This window comes from Salmonella bongori NCTC 12419 (assembly GCF_000252995.1).
Lineage (GTDB): Bacteria > Pseudomonadota > Gammaproteobacteria > Enterobacterales > Enterobacteriaceae > Salmonella > Salmonella bongori.
The window spans coordinates 3,464,114-3,479,689 of record NC_015761.1 but is presented as its reverse complement, the minus strand read 5'-3'; the positions used below and the strand labels follow the sequence as shown (position 1 = coordinate 3,479,689).

14 protein-coding genes are annotated in these 15,576 nt (G+C 55.2%); 6 read left to right on the top strand and 8 right to left on the bottom strand.

What is annotated here, in order from left to right; genetic code table 11:
* Positions 1–50 precede the first annotated feature (50 nt).
* The 3 genes from SBG_RS16520 to SBG_RS16510 are packed head-to-tail and all read left to right on the top strand — an operon-like array spanning position 51 to position 4,983.
* Complete coding sequence (locus SBG_RS16520; RefSeq protein ID WP_000369652.1) at positions 51–1,118, top strand: HlyD family secretion protein; 1,068 nt, start codon at positions 51–53, stop codon at positions 1,116–1,118.
* Complete coding sequence (gene rbbA / locus SBG_RS16515) at positions 1,115–3,859, top strand: ribosome-associated ATPase/putative transporter RbbA (RefSeq protein ID WP_000202919.1); 2,745 nt, start codon at positions 1,115–1,117, stop codon at positions 3,857–3,859. Before SBG_RS16520 ends, rbbA begins: the two co-directional genes overlap by 4 nt.
* The gene (locus SBG_RS16510; RefSeq protein WP_001214745.1) at positions 3,859–4,983 is read left to right on the top strand and encodes an ABC transporter permease; all 1,125 of its coding nucleotides are present in this window, start codon (positions 3,859–3,861) and stop codon (positions 4,981–4,983) included. The genes rbbA and SBG_RS16510 overlap by 1 nt, the downstream gene beginning before the upstream one ends.
* A 55-nt stretch (positions 4,984–5,038) precedes the next feature.
* Here the strand turns inward: SBG_RS16510 and nikR are convergent, their stop codons facing one another.
* The 3 genes from nikR to SBG_RS16495 all read right to left on the bottom strand — a co-directional run bounded on the left by nikR (position 5,039) and on the right by SBG_RS16495 (position 7,207).
* Positions 5,039–5,437: a nickel-responsive transcriptional regulator NikR gene (gene nikR / locus SBG_RS16505; RefSeq protein ID WP_001190059.1), complete on the bottom strand. Its 399-nt coding sequence runs from the start codon at positions 5,435–5,437 to the stop codon at positions 5,039–5,041.
* Positions 5,438–5,527: 90 nt separating this feature from the next.
* Positions 5,528–6,106, bottom strand: a complete 579-nt coding sequence (gene acpT / locus SBG_RS16500; RefSeq protein WP_000285800.1) for a 4'-phosphopantetheinyl transferase AcpT — start codon at positions 6,104–6,106, stop codon at positions 5,528–5,530.
* Between the two features lie 51 nt (positions 6,107–6,157).
* Positions 6,158–7,207 (bottom strand): AI-2E family transporter, encoded by a 1,050-nt coding sequence (locus SBG_RS16495; protein WP_000255600.1) that lies wholly within the window; start codon positions 7,205–7,207, stop codon positions 6,158–6,160.
* Between the two features lie 130 nt (positions 7,208–7,337).
* Between SBG_RS16495 and SBG_RS16490 the strand changes: the two genes are divergently transcribed.
* Positions 7,338–8,555 (top strand): MFS transporter, encoded by a 1,218-nt coding sequence (locus SBG_RS16490; RefSeq protein WP_001114963.1) that lies wholly within the window; start codon positions 7,338–7,340, stop codon positions 8,553–8,555.
* A 3-nt stretch (positions 8,556–8,558) separates the two neighbouring features.
* Here SBG_RS16490 and SBG_RS16485 read toward each other — a convergent pair whose 3' ends face one another.
* Together SBG_RS16485 and SBG_RS16480 are read right to left on the bottom strand one after the other, a co-directional pair.
* The gene (locus SBG_RS16485; RefSeq protein ID WP_001245275.1) at positions 8,559–9,116 is read right to left on the bottom strand and encodes a DcrB family lipoprotein; all 558 of its coding nucleotides are present in this window, start codon (positions 9,114–9,116) and stop codon (positions 8,559–8,561) included.
* Positions 9,117–9,188: 72 nt separating this feature from the next.
* Positions 9,189–9,854 carry a 7-cyano-7-deazaguanine/7-aminomethyl-7-deazaguanine transporter gene (locus tag SBG_RS16480; protein ID WP_000187490.1) on the bottom strand — a complete coding sequence of 222 codons (666 nt, stop codon included), beginning with the start codon at positions 9,852–9,854 and terminating at the stop codon, positions 9,189–9,191.
* 169 nt (positions 9,855–10,023) lie between these two features.
* On the opposite strand from SBG_RS16480, the gene tusA reads away from it, so the two are divergent.
* A complete protein-coding gene (gene tusA, locus SBG_RS16475) occupies positions 10,024–10,269 on the top strand; it encodes a sulfurtransferase TusA (RefSeq protein ID WP_001541054.1) in 246 nt (81 codons plus the stop codon).
* Between the two features lie 23 nt (positions 10,270–10,292).
* On the opposite strand, the gene tcp is transcribed toward tusA, so the two are convergent.
* From tcp to SBG_RS16460, 3 genes are all read right to left on the bottom strand, one after another.
* The gene (tcp, locus tag SBG_RS16470; protein ID WP_000789693.1) at positions 10,293–11,936 is read right to left on the bottom strand and encodes a methyl-accepting chemotaxis citrate transducer; all 1,644 of its coding nucleotides are present in this window, start codon (positions 11,934–11,936) and stop codon (positions 10,293–10,295) included.
* 198 nt (positions 11,937–12,134) lie between these two features.
* A complete protein-coding gene (gene zntA / locus SBG_RS16465) occupies positions 12,135–14,342 on the bottom strand; it encodes a Zn(II)/Cd(II)/Pb(II) translocating P-type ATPase ZntA (protein WP_000106697.1) in 2,208 nt (735 codons plus the stop codon).
* Positions 14,343–14,422: 80 nt separating this feature from the next.
* Positions 14,423–15,049 carry a lysoplasmalogenase gene (locus SBG_RS16460; protein WP_000964735.1) on the bottom strand — a complete coding sequence of 209 codons (627 nt, stop codon included), beginning with the start codon at positions 15,047–15,049 and terminating at the stop codon, positions 14,423–14,425.
* Positions 15,050–15,190: 141 nt separating this feature from the next.
* Here SBG_RS16460 and SBG_RS16455 point away from each other — a divergent pair, with 141 nt between their 5' ends.
* Entirely contained in the window at positions 15,191–15,562 is a 372-nt protein-coding gene (locus SBG_RS16455; protein ID WP_001039883.1) for a DUF2500 domain-containing protein, read from the top strand.
* Positions 15,563–15,576 lie beyond the last annotated feature (14 nt).

The window sequence follows — 15,576 nt, the reverse complement described above, 5'->3', positions numbered from 1 at the left end:
GGGCTTTGTGACACGCATGGTTAGACAACAGGGATTACGGCGGGTCGATTATGGATAACATGAAGCGTCATTTGGCATGGTGGATTGCGGGCATTCTGGCGGTGATAGCCGTTGCAGTATGGTGGATGCTACGCCCTGCGGATGTGCCGGAAGGGTTCGCCGCCAGCAATGGTCGAATCGAAGCTACCGAAGTGGATATAGCCACCAAAATTGCCGGGCGGATTGATACCATTCTGGTGTCAGAAGGGCAGTTTGTTCGCCAGGGAGAAGTGCTGGCGAAGATGGATACCCGAGTGTTGCAGGAGCAACGGCTGGAGGCCATTGCTCAAATCAAAGAGTCGGAAAGCGCGGTAGCCGCTGCGCGTGCGTTGCAGGAGCAGCGACAAAGTGAAATGCGCGCCGCCCAGGCCGTAGTGAAACAGCGTGAAGCTGAACTGGAGTCGGTATCAAAACGCCACGTCCGTTCGCACTCGCTGGCAAAACGCGGTGCGGTATCCGCACAGCAACTGGACGATGACCGGGCTGCTGCCGAAAGCGCGCGTGCCGCGCTGGAATCTGCCAGAGCGCAGGTTTCTGCGGCGAAAGCGGCGATTGAGGCGGCGCGTACCAGTATTATCCAGGCGCAAACGCGGGTGGAAGCGGCTCAGGCGACCGAGCGGCGTATTGTCGCCGACATTGACGACAGTGAATTAAAAGCGCCGCGCGATGGCCGGGTACAGTACCGGGTGGCCGAGCCGGGAGAGGTGCTTTCCGCCGGTGGTCGGGTCCTGAACATGGTTGACCTTAGCGATGTCTACATGACCTTCTTTCTGCCGACTGAACAGGCAGGGCAACTGAAAATTGGCGGTGAAGCACGCCTGGTACTCGACGCCGCGCCGAATCTGCGTATTCCAGCCACTATCAGCTTTGTCGCCAGCGTCGCGCAGTTCACACCCAAAACCGTGGAAACCCACGATGAACGGTTGAAGCTGATGTTCCGGGTGAAGGCGCGTATTCCGCCAGAGCTGCTGCGACAGCATCTGGAATACGTCAAAACCGGCCTGCCGGGAATGGCATGGGTGCGCTTGAATGAACAGCTTCCCTGGCCTGATTCGCTGACGGTGAGGTTGTCGCAATGACGTCGCTGACGCTGGTGCCTGTTCCTCCCGTGGCGCAACTTGAGGGGGTGAGCCAGCATTACGGAAAAACGGTCGCGCTGAACAATATCACGCTGGACATTCCCGCCCGTAGTATGGTCGGGCTGATTGGTCCGGACGGGGTGGGTAAGTCGAGCCTGCTGTCGCTGATTTCTGGCGCGCGGGTGATTGAGCAAGGGAACGTTATCGTCCTGGGCGGCGATATGCACGATGCCCGACACCGCCGTAACGTGTGCCCACGCATCGCCTGGATGCCGCAGGGATTGGGGAAAAACCTGTATCACACGCTGTCGGTCTATGAAAACGTGGACTTTTTTGCCCGTCTGTTTGGACATGACAAGGCGGAACGCGAGGCGCGCATTACGGCGTTGCTGAACAGTACCGGACTGGCGCCGTTTCGAGATCGCCCAGCCGGGAAACTCTCCGGAGGGATGAAGCAAAAGCTGGGGCTGTGCTGCGCTCTGATTCACGATCCGGAATTATTGATACTCGACGAACCTACCACCGGCGTTGATCCGTTGTCGCGCGCTCAGTTCTGGGAGTTGATTGACAGTATTCGCCAGCGGCAAAGCAATATGAGCGTGCTTGTCGCGACGGCCTATATGGAAGAGGCCGAGCGCTTTGACTGGCTGGTGGCGATGAATGCGGGCGAGGTGCTGGCGACCGGCAGCGCGCAGCAACTGCGTGAGCAAACCGGCAGCGCCACGCTGGAACAGGCGTTTATTGCCCTGTTGCCGCCAGCGCAACGTCAGGCGCATAAACCGGTCGTTATTCCGCCTTATCAGTCTGAAGAGGCCGATATTGCTATTGAGGCGCGGGATTTGACCATGCGTTTTGGCACCTTTGTCGCGGTCGATCGCGTTAACTTCCGCATTCCGCGCGGCGAAATTTTTGGTTTTCTTGGCTCAAACGGCTGCGGTAAATCCACCACCATGAAAATGCTGACCGGGCTGCTGCCCGCCAGCGAAGGGGAGGCGTGGCTATTTGGTCAACCGGTCGATCCGAAAGATATTGATACCCGTCGACGGGTCGGCTATATGTCGCAGGCCTTCTCCCTCTACAATGAGCTGACCGTACGGCAAAACCTTGAGCTGCATGCGCGTCTGTTTCATCTTCCGCCCGCAGAAATTCCGCAGCGCGTGGCGCAGATGTGCGAACGTTTTAAGCTGCAGGAGGTTGAGGATGCGTTGCCCGCCTCACTACCACTGGGCATTCGTCAGCGTCTGTCGCTGGCGGTGGCGGTGATCCATCGCCCGGAAATGCTGATTCTCGATGAGCCGACCTCTGGCGTTGATCCGGTCGCCAGAGATATGTTCTGGCAGCTTATGGTCGATCTCTCCCGCCAGGATAAAGTCACCATCTTTATCTCCACCCACTTTATGAACGAAGCGGAGCGCTGCGACCGTATGTCGCTAATGCACGCCGGTAAAGTGCTCGCCAGCGGGACGCCGCAGGCGCTGATTGCACAGCGTGGCGCTCGCAATCTGGAAGAAGCGTTTATTGCCTGGCTGCAGGAGGCGGCGGGAACGCCCGCCGAGCCTGCGGCCCCGCCGGTGAAAAGCACAACGCATGAGGCAGTTAAACCCCCGCGTCAGGGCTTCAGCTTACGTCGCCTGTTTAGCTATAGCCGCCGTGAAGCGTTGGAACTGCGTCGCGATCCGGTGCGCTCAACGCTGGCGCTGTTGGGGACGGTGATCCTGATGCTGATTATGGGCTACGGCATCAGTATGGACGTAGAAAATCTACGCTTTGCCGTGCTCGATCGCGATCAAACCGTGAGCAGCCAACAGTGGTCACTCAATCTGGCGGGTTCGCGCTATTTTGTTGAACAGCCGCCGCTGACCAGCTACGACGATCTTGACCGTCGAATGCGCGCTGGCGAAGTGGCGGTAGCGATCGAAATTCCCCCTGACTTTGGCCGTGATATCGCCCGTGGCACGCCGGTACAGATTGGCGTCTGGGTCGATGGCGCGATGCCGAGCCGCGCCGAGACGGTGCGCGGTTATGTTCAGGCGATGCACCAGAACTGGCTGCAACAGGCGATGAGCCTTCAGCCAGGGAGCACAGGGCAAACGGGGCTGTTAAATATTGAGACACGCTACCGCTACAATCCGGATGTCAAAAGCCTGCCTGCGATCGTCCCGGCGGTGATCCCACTGCTGCTGATGATGATCCCCTCAATGTTAAGCGCATTAAGCGTGGTGCGTGAAAAAGAGCTGGGGTCGATTATCAATCTGTACGTCACCCCCACAACCCGCAGCGAATTTCTGCTCGGCAAGCAGTTGCCGTATATCGTGTTGGGGATGCTTAACTTTTTCCTGCTCTGCGCCTTATCGGTCTTTGTCTTTGGCGTACCGCATAAGGGCAGCTTTTTGACCCTGACGCTGGCAGCGCTGCTGTATATCACCATCGCTACCGGTATGGGATTGCTGATCTCAACATTTATGAAAAGCCAGATTGCCGCCATTTTTGGTACGGCAATCATTACGCTTATTCCGGCAACGCAGTTCTCCGGGATGATCGATCCGGTGGCTTCGCTGGAAGGGCCGGGGCGGTGGATCGGTGAGATCTACCCGACCAGTCATTTTCTGACGATTGCGCGCGGGACGTTCTCCAAAGCGTTGGATCTGATGGACCTCTGGGCGTTGTTTGTGCCGTTGATGATTGCCATTCCGGTGGTGATTGGCCTGAGCGTGTTGCTGCTGAAAAAACAGGAGGGGTGATGCGCGGATTACGCAATATTTATAATCTCGGCATTAAAGAGCTACGCAGCCTGCTGGGGGATAAAGCGATGCTGGCGCTGATCGTCTTCGCCTTTACGATTTCGGTTTACTCCTCCGCTACCGTCCTGCCCGGTTCATTGCATCTTGCCCCTATCGCCATCGCCGATATGGATCAGTCGCAGTTGTCGAACCGTATTGTGAATAGTTTTTACCGCCCGTGGTTTCTGCCGCCGGAGATGATTACGGCAACGGAAATGGATGCCGGGCTGGATGCCGGACGCTATACCTTTGCGGTCACTATTCCGCCGAATTTCCAGCGTGATGTGCTGGCCGGACGTCAGCCTGATATTCAGGTTAACGTCGATGCGACGCGCATGAGCCAGGCGTTTACCGGCAACAGTTATATCCAGAATATTATTAGCGGCGAGGTCAACAGCTTTGTGGCGCGCGCGCGGGGAGATAGCGTTCAGCCGGTGTCGCTGGAGATTCGGATGCGCTTTAACCCAAATCTGGACCCGGCGTGGTTTGGCGGCGTGATGGCGATTATCAACAACATTACCATGCTGGCGATAGTGCTGACCGGCTCGGCGCTGATCCGCGAGCGAGAACATGGCACGGTAGAGCACCTGTTGGTGATGCCGGTCACACCCTTTGAGATCATGATGGCGAAAGTGTGGTCGATGGGGCTGGTCGTGCTGGTGGTTTCCGGTTTGTCTTTGATGCTGATGGTGAAAGGCGTACTTGGCGTACCGATTGAAGGATCGATCCCATTGTTTATGTTGGGCGTGGCGCTGAGCCTGTTCGCCACCACTTCAATTGGGATTTTTATGGGCACCATCGCCCGTTCGATGCCGCAGATGGGGTTATTAATGATTCTGGTGCTGTTGCCGCTACAAATGCTTTCCGGCGGTTCCACGCCGCGTGAAAGTATGCCGCAGGCGGTGCAGGATATTATGCTGACCATGCCGACGACGCATTTTGTCAGCCTTGCCCAGGCTATTCTTTATCGCGGCGCAGGTTTGAGTATCGTCTGGCCGCAGTTTCTGACGATGCTGGCGATTGGCGGCGTATTTTTTACCATTGCTTTGCTGCGTTTTCGAAAAACCATCAGTACGATGGCTTGAATCTTATGCCGGATGGCGGCGCGCTGCGCTTTATCCGGCCTGCGGGAACGGGTGCTTACTCTTTGGGTAAACACTGCAAATGGCCGTGACGCACTCCGCGCTGGGAGATTACGTCATCGGCAAAATGCTGCACATCGCCCATATCACCTTTCAGCACCGCAATCTCCAGGCAATCGTCATGGTTGATGTGCACATGCAGCGTGGCGACCGATAAGTCATGATGATGATGCTGGGTAGAGACGATGCGGCTGGCTAAGTCGCGTTTCTCATGTTCATAAACATATGAGAGCACGGCAAAACCCTGTGTTCCGTGTTCTTGCGTGGTTTCCTGCGCCAGCGCGCCGCGCAAAATATCGCGAATCGCTTCCGAACGGTTATTGTAGCCACGGCGCTGGCTCAGGCTGTCCAGTGTTTCCAGTAAATCGTCATCAAGGGTGATGGTGACACGTTGCATCTGACTTAAACCTTATGGTGTGGCGCGTTGGCGCGTGGAAAGCTCCGCATTTTGTAACACACGTTCGTCGCCAGAGGGAAAATTAATGTGTCATTGCACTTTTGTTATCGTCTGCGAAGTCAGCGTAAACGGTGTGGGGGTACAGACCGCCAGGCTGAGCGTATCAAGTTGGCACTGGCTGACCGATAACGAAGAGGGCAGCGTGCTGTCCACACTGACGATTTGCCAGGCGCTGCCGCCGCGTTGTTTTACTATGGCTTCTTTACGTGTCCAGATGCGCCAGAATGCGGCCAGTTGTTGCCTGGGATGCTCAGCTTCCATTTCAGCGTGTTCGCCGAGGCTGAATACCGCGTTTGCCAGTGCCCGCCAGTTATCATGCGGACGAATCGTCTGAATATCGCAGCCCACTTCGCCTTCATCGCTGAGCAATAGGGCAATATCGTCGCCGCTATGGCTGAGATTGAACCACAGCGGCGTTCCGGCAGAGAAAGCCGGTTTGCCCTGTTCGCCATAAACCATATCCGGTAACGGCGAAAGCATATGGGAGAGCAGCACGCGCCCGGCCAGCCAGCTTGCCCGGCGAGCGCCCTGCGGCGCCTGAGCGATTAATGCGTCAGGCAACTGGCCCGTGCTTAATGTGGACACTTTTCCCAGAACGATCCGGTACATATCAGGACCAACGTTATCAGTTAAGAAGAGGAGATTGTAGCATTTGTCGTCTCATCCCGGTAAACGGCTTTTCGGCCGGCCCGGCCCCAGCAAGATCGCCAGCTTGCTGCCGCCTTTCGTGGTTTCCATCCATATTTTACAGACGCTGGTCAAGGGAACAGACAGCAGCATACCGACCGGGCCTAACAGCCATCCCCAGACCAGTAATGAGAGGAATACGACCAGTGTGGACATTCCCAGACGATGGCCCATCATACGTGGTTCCATAATGTTGCCTATCACCATATGGACAATCAAAAATAGCGTGCCGACCAGGACGCATTCGTAAAACCCATTAAATAACAACGCCTGGATCATTGGCGGAACGGCGGATATCACCGAACCGATATTAGGAACGTAGTTAAGTAAAAAGGCCAGTACCCCCCACATTAGCGCAAACTGAATTCCCATTAACGCCAGCCCCAGCCAGATAATCACGCCTGTCCACAGACTAAGCAGCGTTTTCAGAGCCAGATAATGCGAAACGCCTTTCAGGGCGCGATGCAGGCCTGCAATATGGATTTGTGGATTATTAAGCGCAAAGCGTAATTTATAAGGCACATGGCGCACCTCAAACAGCATAAAAACCACGGTCATTACCAGTAGCACAATACTTGCCATCGCGCCCGACACGCCGGTCATGAGTGTGGTGGTGAAGAGCATAATTTTCTCGGAATCCATGCCGCGTAACATGCTTTCCGGCGACAGATGCAAATTGAGAAACGGCATCAGGCCTTGCAGATATAAAACCTTACGCGTCAGCTCTTTGCTGTATTTAGGCAGCATGGCGATAAATTCATTAAGCGATGCGGCAAGTACGCCTACCAGCGCGGTAAGGACGATCAGCATGACCACGACCACAATAGTAATAGCCAGCGGCCGCTTCACGCCCCGGCGAATAAACCAGGTCACTAAGGGGTTAAGCACAATAGCGAAAAAGAGCGCCAGTAACAGTTGGACAATAATATCCGCCGCGGCATGAATCCCGGCGAGAATGACGACCAGTGATGCCAGTTTCAACAGAATATGCATACCCGTTTTGTCGGGCTGAGCGGTGACCATGACGTTTTCCTTGTTGTGTTTTTTCTAAGTGTAGCGGCAGACTTGATACCGATAATCTGAAACTCTCTACTGATTTTCACCGCGCGCCATGATAGAAATAAAAATAAGTGGTAATACTGCGGTGACTCTCATGCCCGAACCCGTCGCTGAACCGGCGCTGAATGGATTGCGCCTCAATCTGCGTATTGTCTCCATTGTCATGTTTAACTTTGCCAGCTACCTGACGATCGGCCTGCCGCTCGCCGTCTTGCCTGGCTATGTGCATGACGCAATGGGGTTTAGCACTTTTTGGGCGGGGCTAATCATCAGCCTGCAATATTTCGCCACTCTGCTAAGCCGTCCTCATGCCGGGCGGTATGCGGATGTATTCGGGCCGAAAAAAATCGTCATCTTTGGCTTATGCGGCTGTTTTTTCAGCGGCTTCGGCTATCTGCTGGCGGATGTCGCCAACGCCTGGCCCATTATCAGCTTGTTATTACTGGGACTTGGGCGCGTTATTTTGGGTATTGGACAAAGTTTTGCCGGCACGGGGTCGACCCTGTGGGGCGTCGGCGTCGTGGGGTCGTTGCATATCGGACGCGTCATCTCATGGAACGGTATTGTCACCTATGGCGCTATGGCGATGGGGGCGCCGCTGGGCGTGCTGTGTTATGCCTGGGGCGGGCTACAGGGGCTGGCGCTAACGGTGATGGGTGTGGCGCTGTTGGCGGTGCTGCTGGCCCTTCCGCGCCCGTCGGTAAAAGCGAACAAAGGCAAGCCGCTGCCGTTTCGCGCGGTGCTGGGACGTGTCTGGCTGTATGGTATGGCGTTAGCGCTGGCGTCGGCAGGATTTGGCGTTATCGCGACGTTTATTACCTTATTTTATGAGGCTAAAGGCTGGGATGGCGCTGCCTTTGCGCTCACGCTTTTTAGCGTCGCGTTTGTCGGTACGCGTTTATTGTTTCCTAATGGCATCAATAGGTTAGGTGGTCTCAATGTGGCAATGATTTGTTTTGGTGTAGAGATCGCAGGACTGCTACTGGTTGGGGTGGCAACTATGCCGTGGATGGCGAAAAGCGGTGTTTTACTCACCGGGATGGGATTTTCCCTGGTCTTTCCGGCGCTGGGCGTGGTGGCCGTCAAGGCGGTGCCGCCGCAGAATCAGGGTGCGGCGCTGGCGACCTATACCGTATTTATGGATATGTCTTTGGGGATTACCGGGCCGCTGGCGGGACTGATGATGGCCTGGACGGGCGTACCGGTGATCTATCTGGCGGCGGCTGGACTGGTGGCGATAGCGCTATTGCTTACCTGGCGCTTAAAAAAACGGCCTCCGTCTGCACTGCCGGAGACCGTATCATCGTCTTAAAGATTACTTGATAACGATAGTATTGATAATGTTTTCAGCGGTGGTTTGCGCTTTTTGCTGATCGTCCGCAGGCAATGTGACCTGAATCGTCAGCAGTTGGTTATCTACTTTGCCCAGCACGATGGACGAATACGCCGTCTGGCCCTTTGCAGAGATAATACTGTCCAGCTGCTGTAAGGTATGACCTTTAAGTTCAATTGACTTATTTGTGACGACCTGAAGCTGCGGGTCGCGGCTACGCTGCTGTTCTAACAGGCGGTTCGCCAACACGGATAGCTCTTCATTGGTGTTGTCACCAGCGATGACAATCACCGCTTTCTGTCCCGTTGGGTCAGAATAAACGTGCATATTATTAGCCTGTGTGCCCAGCTTGCCGCTCTGATCGGTCATATCTGCCGGCAGAGAAAAACTGAGTTTGCCATCCATCAGGCTGATGGGCTGTCCGGATGCCTGGCTTTCCGCGGCGGCGCCTTCTGACGGCGCTTTTGTATCGTTATTATCACAGGCTGCAAGCCCCATAACCAGCAGGCCAATACCGGCGTATTTAACCAAATTGCGCATTGACTTCTTCCTTTCGATAAACGGCCATAACGGCTCATTCGCTCATCTTATCACAACTCGGAAAACGAACCTTTAACTTGCCTGCAATGCAGATATTTCAGATTTATCTGCCAGCTTTTTCAGCAACATATTCAGTAAAACGCCATACATAGGCAGGAAGAAAATAATGCTGATAAGCACCTTGAAGCTATAATCCACCAGCGCAATTTCCATCCAGTGGTTGGCCATAAAGGCGTCGGGGCTTCTCCAGAACGCAATAAAGAAAAAGGCAAGGGTGTCGCTGATATTGCCAAACAGTGTCGAGGCCGTTGGCGCCAGCCACCAGCGACGGTTTTGGCGTAGACGGTTAAACACATGCACATCAAGGATCTGCCCCAGCGCGTAAGCCATAAAACTGGCGGCGGCGATACGGGCGACAAACAGATTAAAGTTTGTCAGCGCGGCGAAACCTTGCCAGCTCCCCATATAGAATAGCGACGACACCACATACGATACCAGCAGCGCGGGGAGCATCACGGCGAAGATAATACGGCGCGCCAGCGGTGCGCCAAAAATACGCACGGTAAGATCGGTAGCCAGAAAAATAAAGGGAAAACTAAACGCGCCCCAGGTGGTGTGGAAGCCAAAAATGGTAATGGGGAGCTGCACCAGATAGTTACTGGAAATGATCACCAGTAAATGGAATAGCGATAGCCAGAACAACGCTTTTATGCGCTGTGATTGTGTAAACGGAGTCATATTGTGACCTTTTTGTTGGATGGGGTGAGGGAACCCAATAAAGCACCGCCGCATGATACTGTTTTGCGCTGGCATTGCAATGGCTAATTTTCACGCAATCGTTAACCTGCCTGGCTTACTGACGAAGATGAGCGTAAAATGTCGCCGTTTTTCTACTATTGAGACGAAGATGAGCGATCTGTTTTCCTCCCCTGACCATACGCTTGACGCCCTGGGGCTGCGTTGCCCTGAACCGGTAATGATGGTGCGCAAAACGGTGCGCAACATGCAAACTGGCGAAACATTGCTGATTATCGCCGACGATCCGGCGACGACGCGTGATATTCCGGGGTTCTGTACCTTTATGGAACACGATTTGCTGGCGCAAGAGACGGAGGGACTGCCGTACCGCTATTTATTGCGTAAAGCGCATTAACCGCACGGCAGATAGCATTCTGATTAGAAGCTTTCCCAGTTCGCCTGCTCTCTAGCGGGTTGGGGCGTTAAGCCTTTGCTTACCGGCGCGGGCGGCGTTTCCCGGCGAGACGGCTGCCGAATACGGAACGCAGAGACCGCCTGGCGTAGTTCGTTAGCCTGATCTTCCAGTGCTGCCGCCGCTGCTGCGGATTCCTCCACCAGCGAGGCGTTTTGCTGCGTCACGCTGTCCATTTCCGATACCGCCTGCGCCACCTGTTCAATGCCTTTACTTTGCTCATCAGACGCAGAGGCGATTTCGCCCATAATGTCGGTCACGCGGGTTACGGCGGTGACGATCTCTTTCATCGTTTCTCCTGCTTCGCGTACCTGCGTAGAGCCGGTATCAATGCGCGACACGGAGTTCTCAATTAATACCTTAATTTCTTTGGCTGCCTGCGCGCTCCGGCTGGCCAGCGTGCGTACCTCTCCAGCCACGACCGCGAACCCGCGTCCCTGCTCGCCAGCGCGGGCGGCTTCCACCGCGGCGTTTAGCGCCAGGATATTGGTCTGGAAGGCGATGCCGTCAATTACGCTGGTGATGTCTACGATTTTTTCTGAACTTTCGGCAATATCGTTCATGGTGCTCACGACGTTATCCACTACGCGTCCTCCTTTACGCGCGGTTTCTGAGGCGGTTTTCGCAAGGCCAGTCGCCTGTCGTGCGTTATCGGTGTTTTGCCGTACCGTGGCGGTTAATTGTTCCATGCTGGCGGCGGTTTCCTCCAGCGCCGAGGCCTGTTGCTCGGTACGGGAAGAGAGATCGCTGCTGCCTGCGGAGATCTCGCCTGCGCCGGTATAGATAGAGTCTGCGTTATCACGCACCGCGCTGACGGTACGGATTAACGACTGCTGCATTGTTTTGAGGCCTGCAGCCAGTTGCCCCATTTCACTGCGTCCTTCAGCCTCTATAACACGGGTAAGATCCCCGTCGGCGATAGTCTGAATGTGCGTCATAATTCGCTGCAACGGACGTAACAGCACGTGCTGAAGCCCTTGCCAGATAAACGCCAGTACGGCGAGCACAATAAGCAGAATAATTCCCAGCGTCCATTGCATCTGGGTAAAGCTACTCTGGTTCTGATCGCTGGCTAATTTTATTAACTGCGCATTTTGCGAAAGCCACTGCTTATAGATTTGTTCCAGATCATCCTGCGCTTTTTGGGCGTCGAGATTGCCGTAGGCTTCGTAATTATCGGCTTTAAGATAGTGAATAGACTGCTGTAAAACGTCATACATCTGCTTAAAGCTGGCTTCTGCCCGGGCATCCAGGGCAGGGTCTTTGCCCGCGATTGCGTCGGAATTCGCATAATTGTTGAAGTGTTTTTCTGCTTCATTCAGCGACACGCCAGCGCTGGTTAAGAGTGTATTCATGGCGTCCAGCGAGGCGGGATCGCGCTGATTTTTTAACATGCGTATCGCCACGCGGTTAATAGTGACGCGCGTTTCAATCAGTGTCTGAAAACTGCCGCCCAGTTCCTGTTGCTGATAACTTAATGCGCTCGCATTCTGGAAATTCAGCCGATCGCTGCTGACCGCGGAGTAAAACAGTATTCCTGTTACCAGCAATAAGGCGCTAAATATACCTAACGTCGCGATAACGCCGGTCATGACTTTGATATTTTTCATCGTGCCTAACATTCCTTATGTTGTAGACGGTATGATCAATATCGGTTGGATAAAAATTAACCTTACATCAAATCACGCTATTTCTGATTAATGGTTTGATAAGTAATAGAAAATAAATAATTTTTGCGTGAATAACAGGCGTAAAGAGATACTGCGGGGGATATTCCGGCGGACACGATGCCGCCGGGCAGGAGAGTATTATTTCTTACGCAGCAAACGTAGCGCGTTGGCGGTCACCAGTACCGTGGCTCCCGTATCTGCCAGTATCGCCAGCCATAGCCCGGTAAAGCCAAGCAGGGTAGTCACAAGGAAAATCGCTTTCAGTCCCAGCGCAATGGCAATATTCTGCCGGATATTGGCATGAGTAGCGCGCGCCAGCGTAATCATCTGCGCCAGCCCACGCAGGCGGTTATGGGTGAGGGCGGCGTCAGCCGTTTCCAGCGCGACGTCAGTACCGCTGCCCATCGCAATACCGATACTGGCGGCTTTCATCGCGGGCGCATCGTTAATGCCGTCGCCCACCATTGCCAGCGGCGCTTGCCGGTTAAGGGCGGTGACTGCCTGAACCTTATCTTCCGGCAGCAGACCAGCTTTAAACGCCAGATCCAGCTCACCGGCAATCGCTGCCGCCGCTCGTGGGTTATCCCCGGTCAGAATGATGCCGTTAACGCCCAACTGATGCAGATCGCGGATGGCGTCGCGCGCATCGTCACGCAACGTATCCTGGAGGGCAAGTACGCCAAGTACGGTCTCGTTACGCAGCACCAGAACCACCGTCTGCCCGGCGTTTTCCAGTTCGCTAATTTGCCCGGCAAATGCTGCGGCGGGCTGTTTCCCTGCCGCACAAATCAGAATCCGTTCGCCATTAACCTGCGCTTCAATCCCGGTGCCGGCCAATGTTCGCTGAGACTCGGCCATTGGAAGTATAAGGTCGCGCGCCAGCGCTTCGCGGACGATAGCCTGCGCCAGCGGGTGCGTAGCGCCTTGCTCTACGGCTGCCGCCAGCGCCAACAGTTCAGCCTCGCTGATACCGCTTGCCGGATGAATCGCCGTCACCCGTGGTTTACCAACGGTCAACGTACCGGTTTTATCAAAGGCGACCTGCGTGATACGGCCCAGTTGCTCCAGCGCTGCGCCGCCTTTAATCAATGCGCCGCGCCGTGCCGCCGCTGCCAGCCCGGAGGTAATGGCCGCGGGCGTGGAGATCACCAGCGCGCACGGGCAACCGATCAGCAGCAGCGTCAGCCCTTTATAAATCCACTCCTGCCAGCCGCCATCGAACATCAGCGGCGGAACCAGCGTTACCAGCAGCGCAACGACCATAATCACCGGCGTATAGATACGGCTGAAACGGTCAATAAACCGCTCAATGGGCGCACGGCGCTCTTCGGCCTCTTCAATCAGCGTCAGGATGCGGTCAATCGCGCTGGCTCCTGGTTCAGATAACACCTCCAGGGTGACGAGACGGTCTACGCTGGTTGCGCCTGCCGGAACTTTTTCGCCCGTTGCGCGCTCCACAGGGATAGACTCGCCGGTTAACGCGCTTTCATCAAAGCTGGCGAAACCGGATACCAATTTACCGTCGGCCGGTAAACGTCCCCCGGCGGCGACTTCAATAATATCTCCCGGTCGTAGGGTATTGATGGCGACCTCTTCCCGCACGCCGTTACGCAGACGGGTAGCTGTTTCCGGTTTAAGCGCCATTAACGCGCTGACGCCTTTACGGGCGCGGCTGGCGGCCCATCCTTCCAGGCGTTCGCCGATGAGGAACAGCAGTAATACCATGGCGGCTTCCGCTGTTGCGCCAATAAACAGTGCGCCAATGGCGGCGACACTCATCAACGTCTCAATGGCGAAATAACTGCCGCTTTTCATCAGCCGCAGCGCCTGGCGGGCAATGGGATACAGCCCTACCAGCGTGGTGGCGATAAAGGCCAGTTGGCCGAACGGGTGGTTAAATTGCTCCAGTCCCCAGCTTACTGCCATCATAATGATCAGCGTAATAAGCGGCAGGTTCTCTTTCAGGCGGGACTCGGGCGTGGCGTCGCGTGAATCTTCGCTACGTAAGGTATAACCCGCCTTCTGTACGGCGCGTTCAATTTGCGCGCGCAGGTCGGCGGCAGCATCGACGACTAACTTTTCGGTGGCGAACAGAACTTGCGCCTGGTTGACGCCGTGGATTTGGCGGACGGCATTCTCCACTTTTCGGGCACAGGCGGCGCAGTCCATACCGGCGATTTTCCACGTATAGCGCGTCCCGTTTATCGTGCCTGGGACGGTCTCAGCAACGGCCGGAGCAGAAGAGCAGGTGCTTTCGCAGCAGCAGTCATCAGCCTTTGGCGCGGAAGCGGGTTTGAACGCAGTAAAGTGCGGGGGGTTCTTAATATCAGTTTCGGGCGTCGACATAACGTCCTCCGGTTGATGATAAATTTCTCATTAACCGGAGGATACACTCTGGAGTCGACTCCAGAGTCAAGCGCTATTATTTACAGATACAGCGAGCGCACAATCAGGAAGTGTCCGGCGAAGTAACAGGCGGCAGCAATCGCATTATCCGCCCGGAAACGGCGGCGATAATGGCTACCCAACCAGACGATATTGCCGATGAATAGCAGCGTTGCGCCGGTAAAGGCCGAAAGGGCTGGCGCCGTTGGGCGGAAGAACCACAGTTCGCCCGCCAACCAGACCATCACCAGCGTCATGGCGATAAAAGTACACACCGGCCAGCGCAGCTCTTCCAGCCGTGTCCAGATAACGGCGATAAGCAACGCGCCGACGATCAGTAACGCCAGTGGCAGCGGCCAGAAGAACGACAACGTCATTTGGCTGGCAAAGTAAATGGTGTAAAGCAGATGGGATAAGAAAAAGGCCCCGACGGCGTACAGCAAGCGTTGACGTGGCAAGAGCGTTAACGCATCGCCGACCAGCGAGGCGCACAGACCGGCCAGTACCAGATAGCTGATGGCGTCGAACATCGGCGCTTGCCAGGCCAGTAACAACAAAAGTAATAACGTGACGGGTTTAAAAACCCAGCGTTGCCAGGCTGGCCCACGATAGGAGGCGTCCACATACAGCCATGCGGACAGGCAAACAGCGATAAACGACCAAAGCATCTTAATTCCTTGAGTTCGTTATTTTTTCGCAAACGGTATGCTTGCGGCTCTATTATTCAGTGTAGAGGCCGTGACGGTCAGATGACAACACTATAACCGACAGGGTATGCTTATTTCCGCATTTTCTGATGGGTTAATACGATGAACAAGCCACCTCTTTTTTTTATAATTATCATTGCGTTGATTGTTGTCGCCGCGTCGTTTCGCTTTGTGCAGCAGCGGCGGGAAAAAGCAGATAACGATGCCGCGCCGCTGGTGCAAAAGCAGGTGGAAGTCAGCAATAAACGGGAAAAGCCGCTTAACGATCGGCGATCGCGTCAGCAGGAAGTGAGTCCGGCAGGCACCAGTATGCGTTATGAGGCCAGCTTCAAACCGCAAAGCGGCGGGCTGGAACAGACATTCCGCCTCAGCGCGCAGCAATATCATGCGTTAACGGTCGGGGATAAAGGTATGCTGAGCTATAAAGGCTCGCGCTTTGTCGATTTTGTTGCTGACAGGCCGGATAAGCCGTAAATCGCTCTCCGGCA

Coding starts and splice junctions, on each gene's coding strand:
- SBG_RS16520 (WP_000369652.1), top strand. CDS start 51: ATGGATAACATGAAGCGTCATTTGGCATGGTGGATTGCGGGCATTCTG.
- rbbA (WP_000202919.1), top strand. CDS start 1,115: ATGACGTCGCTGACGCTGGTGCCTGTTCCTCCCGTGGCGCAACTTGAG.
- SBG_RS16455 (WP_001039883.1), top strand. CDS start 15,191: ATGAACAAGCCACCTCTTTTTTTTATAATTATCATTGCGTTGATTGTT.
- SBG_RS16480 (WP_000187490.1), bottom strand. CDS start 9,854: ATGACTCCGTTTACACAATCACAGCGCATAAAAGCGTTGTTCTGGCTA.
- nikR (WP_001190059.1), bottom strand. CDS start 5,437: ATGCAACGTGTCACCATCACCCTTGATGACGATTTACTGGAAACACTG.
- acpT (WP_000285800.1), bottom strand. CDS start 6,106: ATGTACCGGATCGTTCTGGGAAAAGTGTCCACATTAAGCACGGGCCAG.
- zntA (WP_000106697.1), bottom strand. CDS start 14,342: ATGTCGACGCCCGAAACTGATATTAAGAACCCCCCGCACTTTACTGCG.
- tusA (WP_001541054.1), top strand. CDS start 10,024: ATGAGCGATCTGTTTTCCTCCCCTGACCATACGCTTGACGCCCTGGGG.
- SBG_RS16490 (WP_001114963.1), top strand. CDS start 7,338: ATGCCCGAACCCGTCGCTGAACCGGCGCTGAATGGATTGCGCCTCAAT.
- tcp (WP_000789693.1), bottom strand. CDS start 11,936: ATGAAAAATATCAAAGTCATGACCGGCGTTATCGCGACGTTAGGTATA.
- SBG_RS16495 (WP_000255600.1), bottom strand. CDS start 7,207: ATGGTCACCGCTCAGCCCGACAAAACGGGTATGCATATTCTGTTGAAA.
- SBG_RS16485 (WP_001245275.1), bottom strand. CDS start 9,116: ATGCGCAATTTGGTTAAATACGCCGGTATTGGCCTGCTGGTTATGGGG.
- SBG_RS16460 (WP_000964735.1), bottom strand. CDS start 15,049: ATGCTTTGGTCGTTTATCGCTGTTTGCCTGTCCGCATGGCTGTATGTG.
- SBG_RS16510 (WP_001214745.1), top strand. CDS start 3,859: ATGCGCGGATTACGCAATATTTATAATCTCGGCATTAAAGAGCTACGC.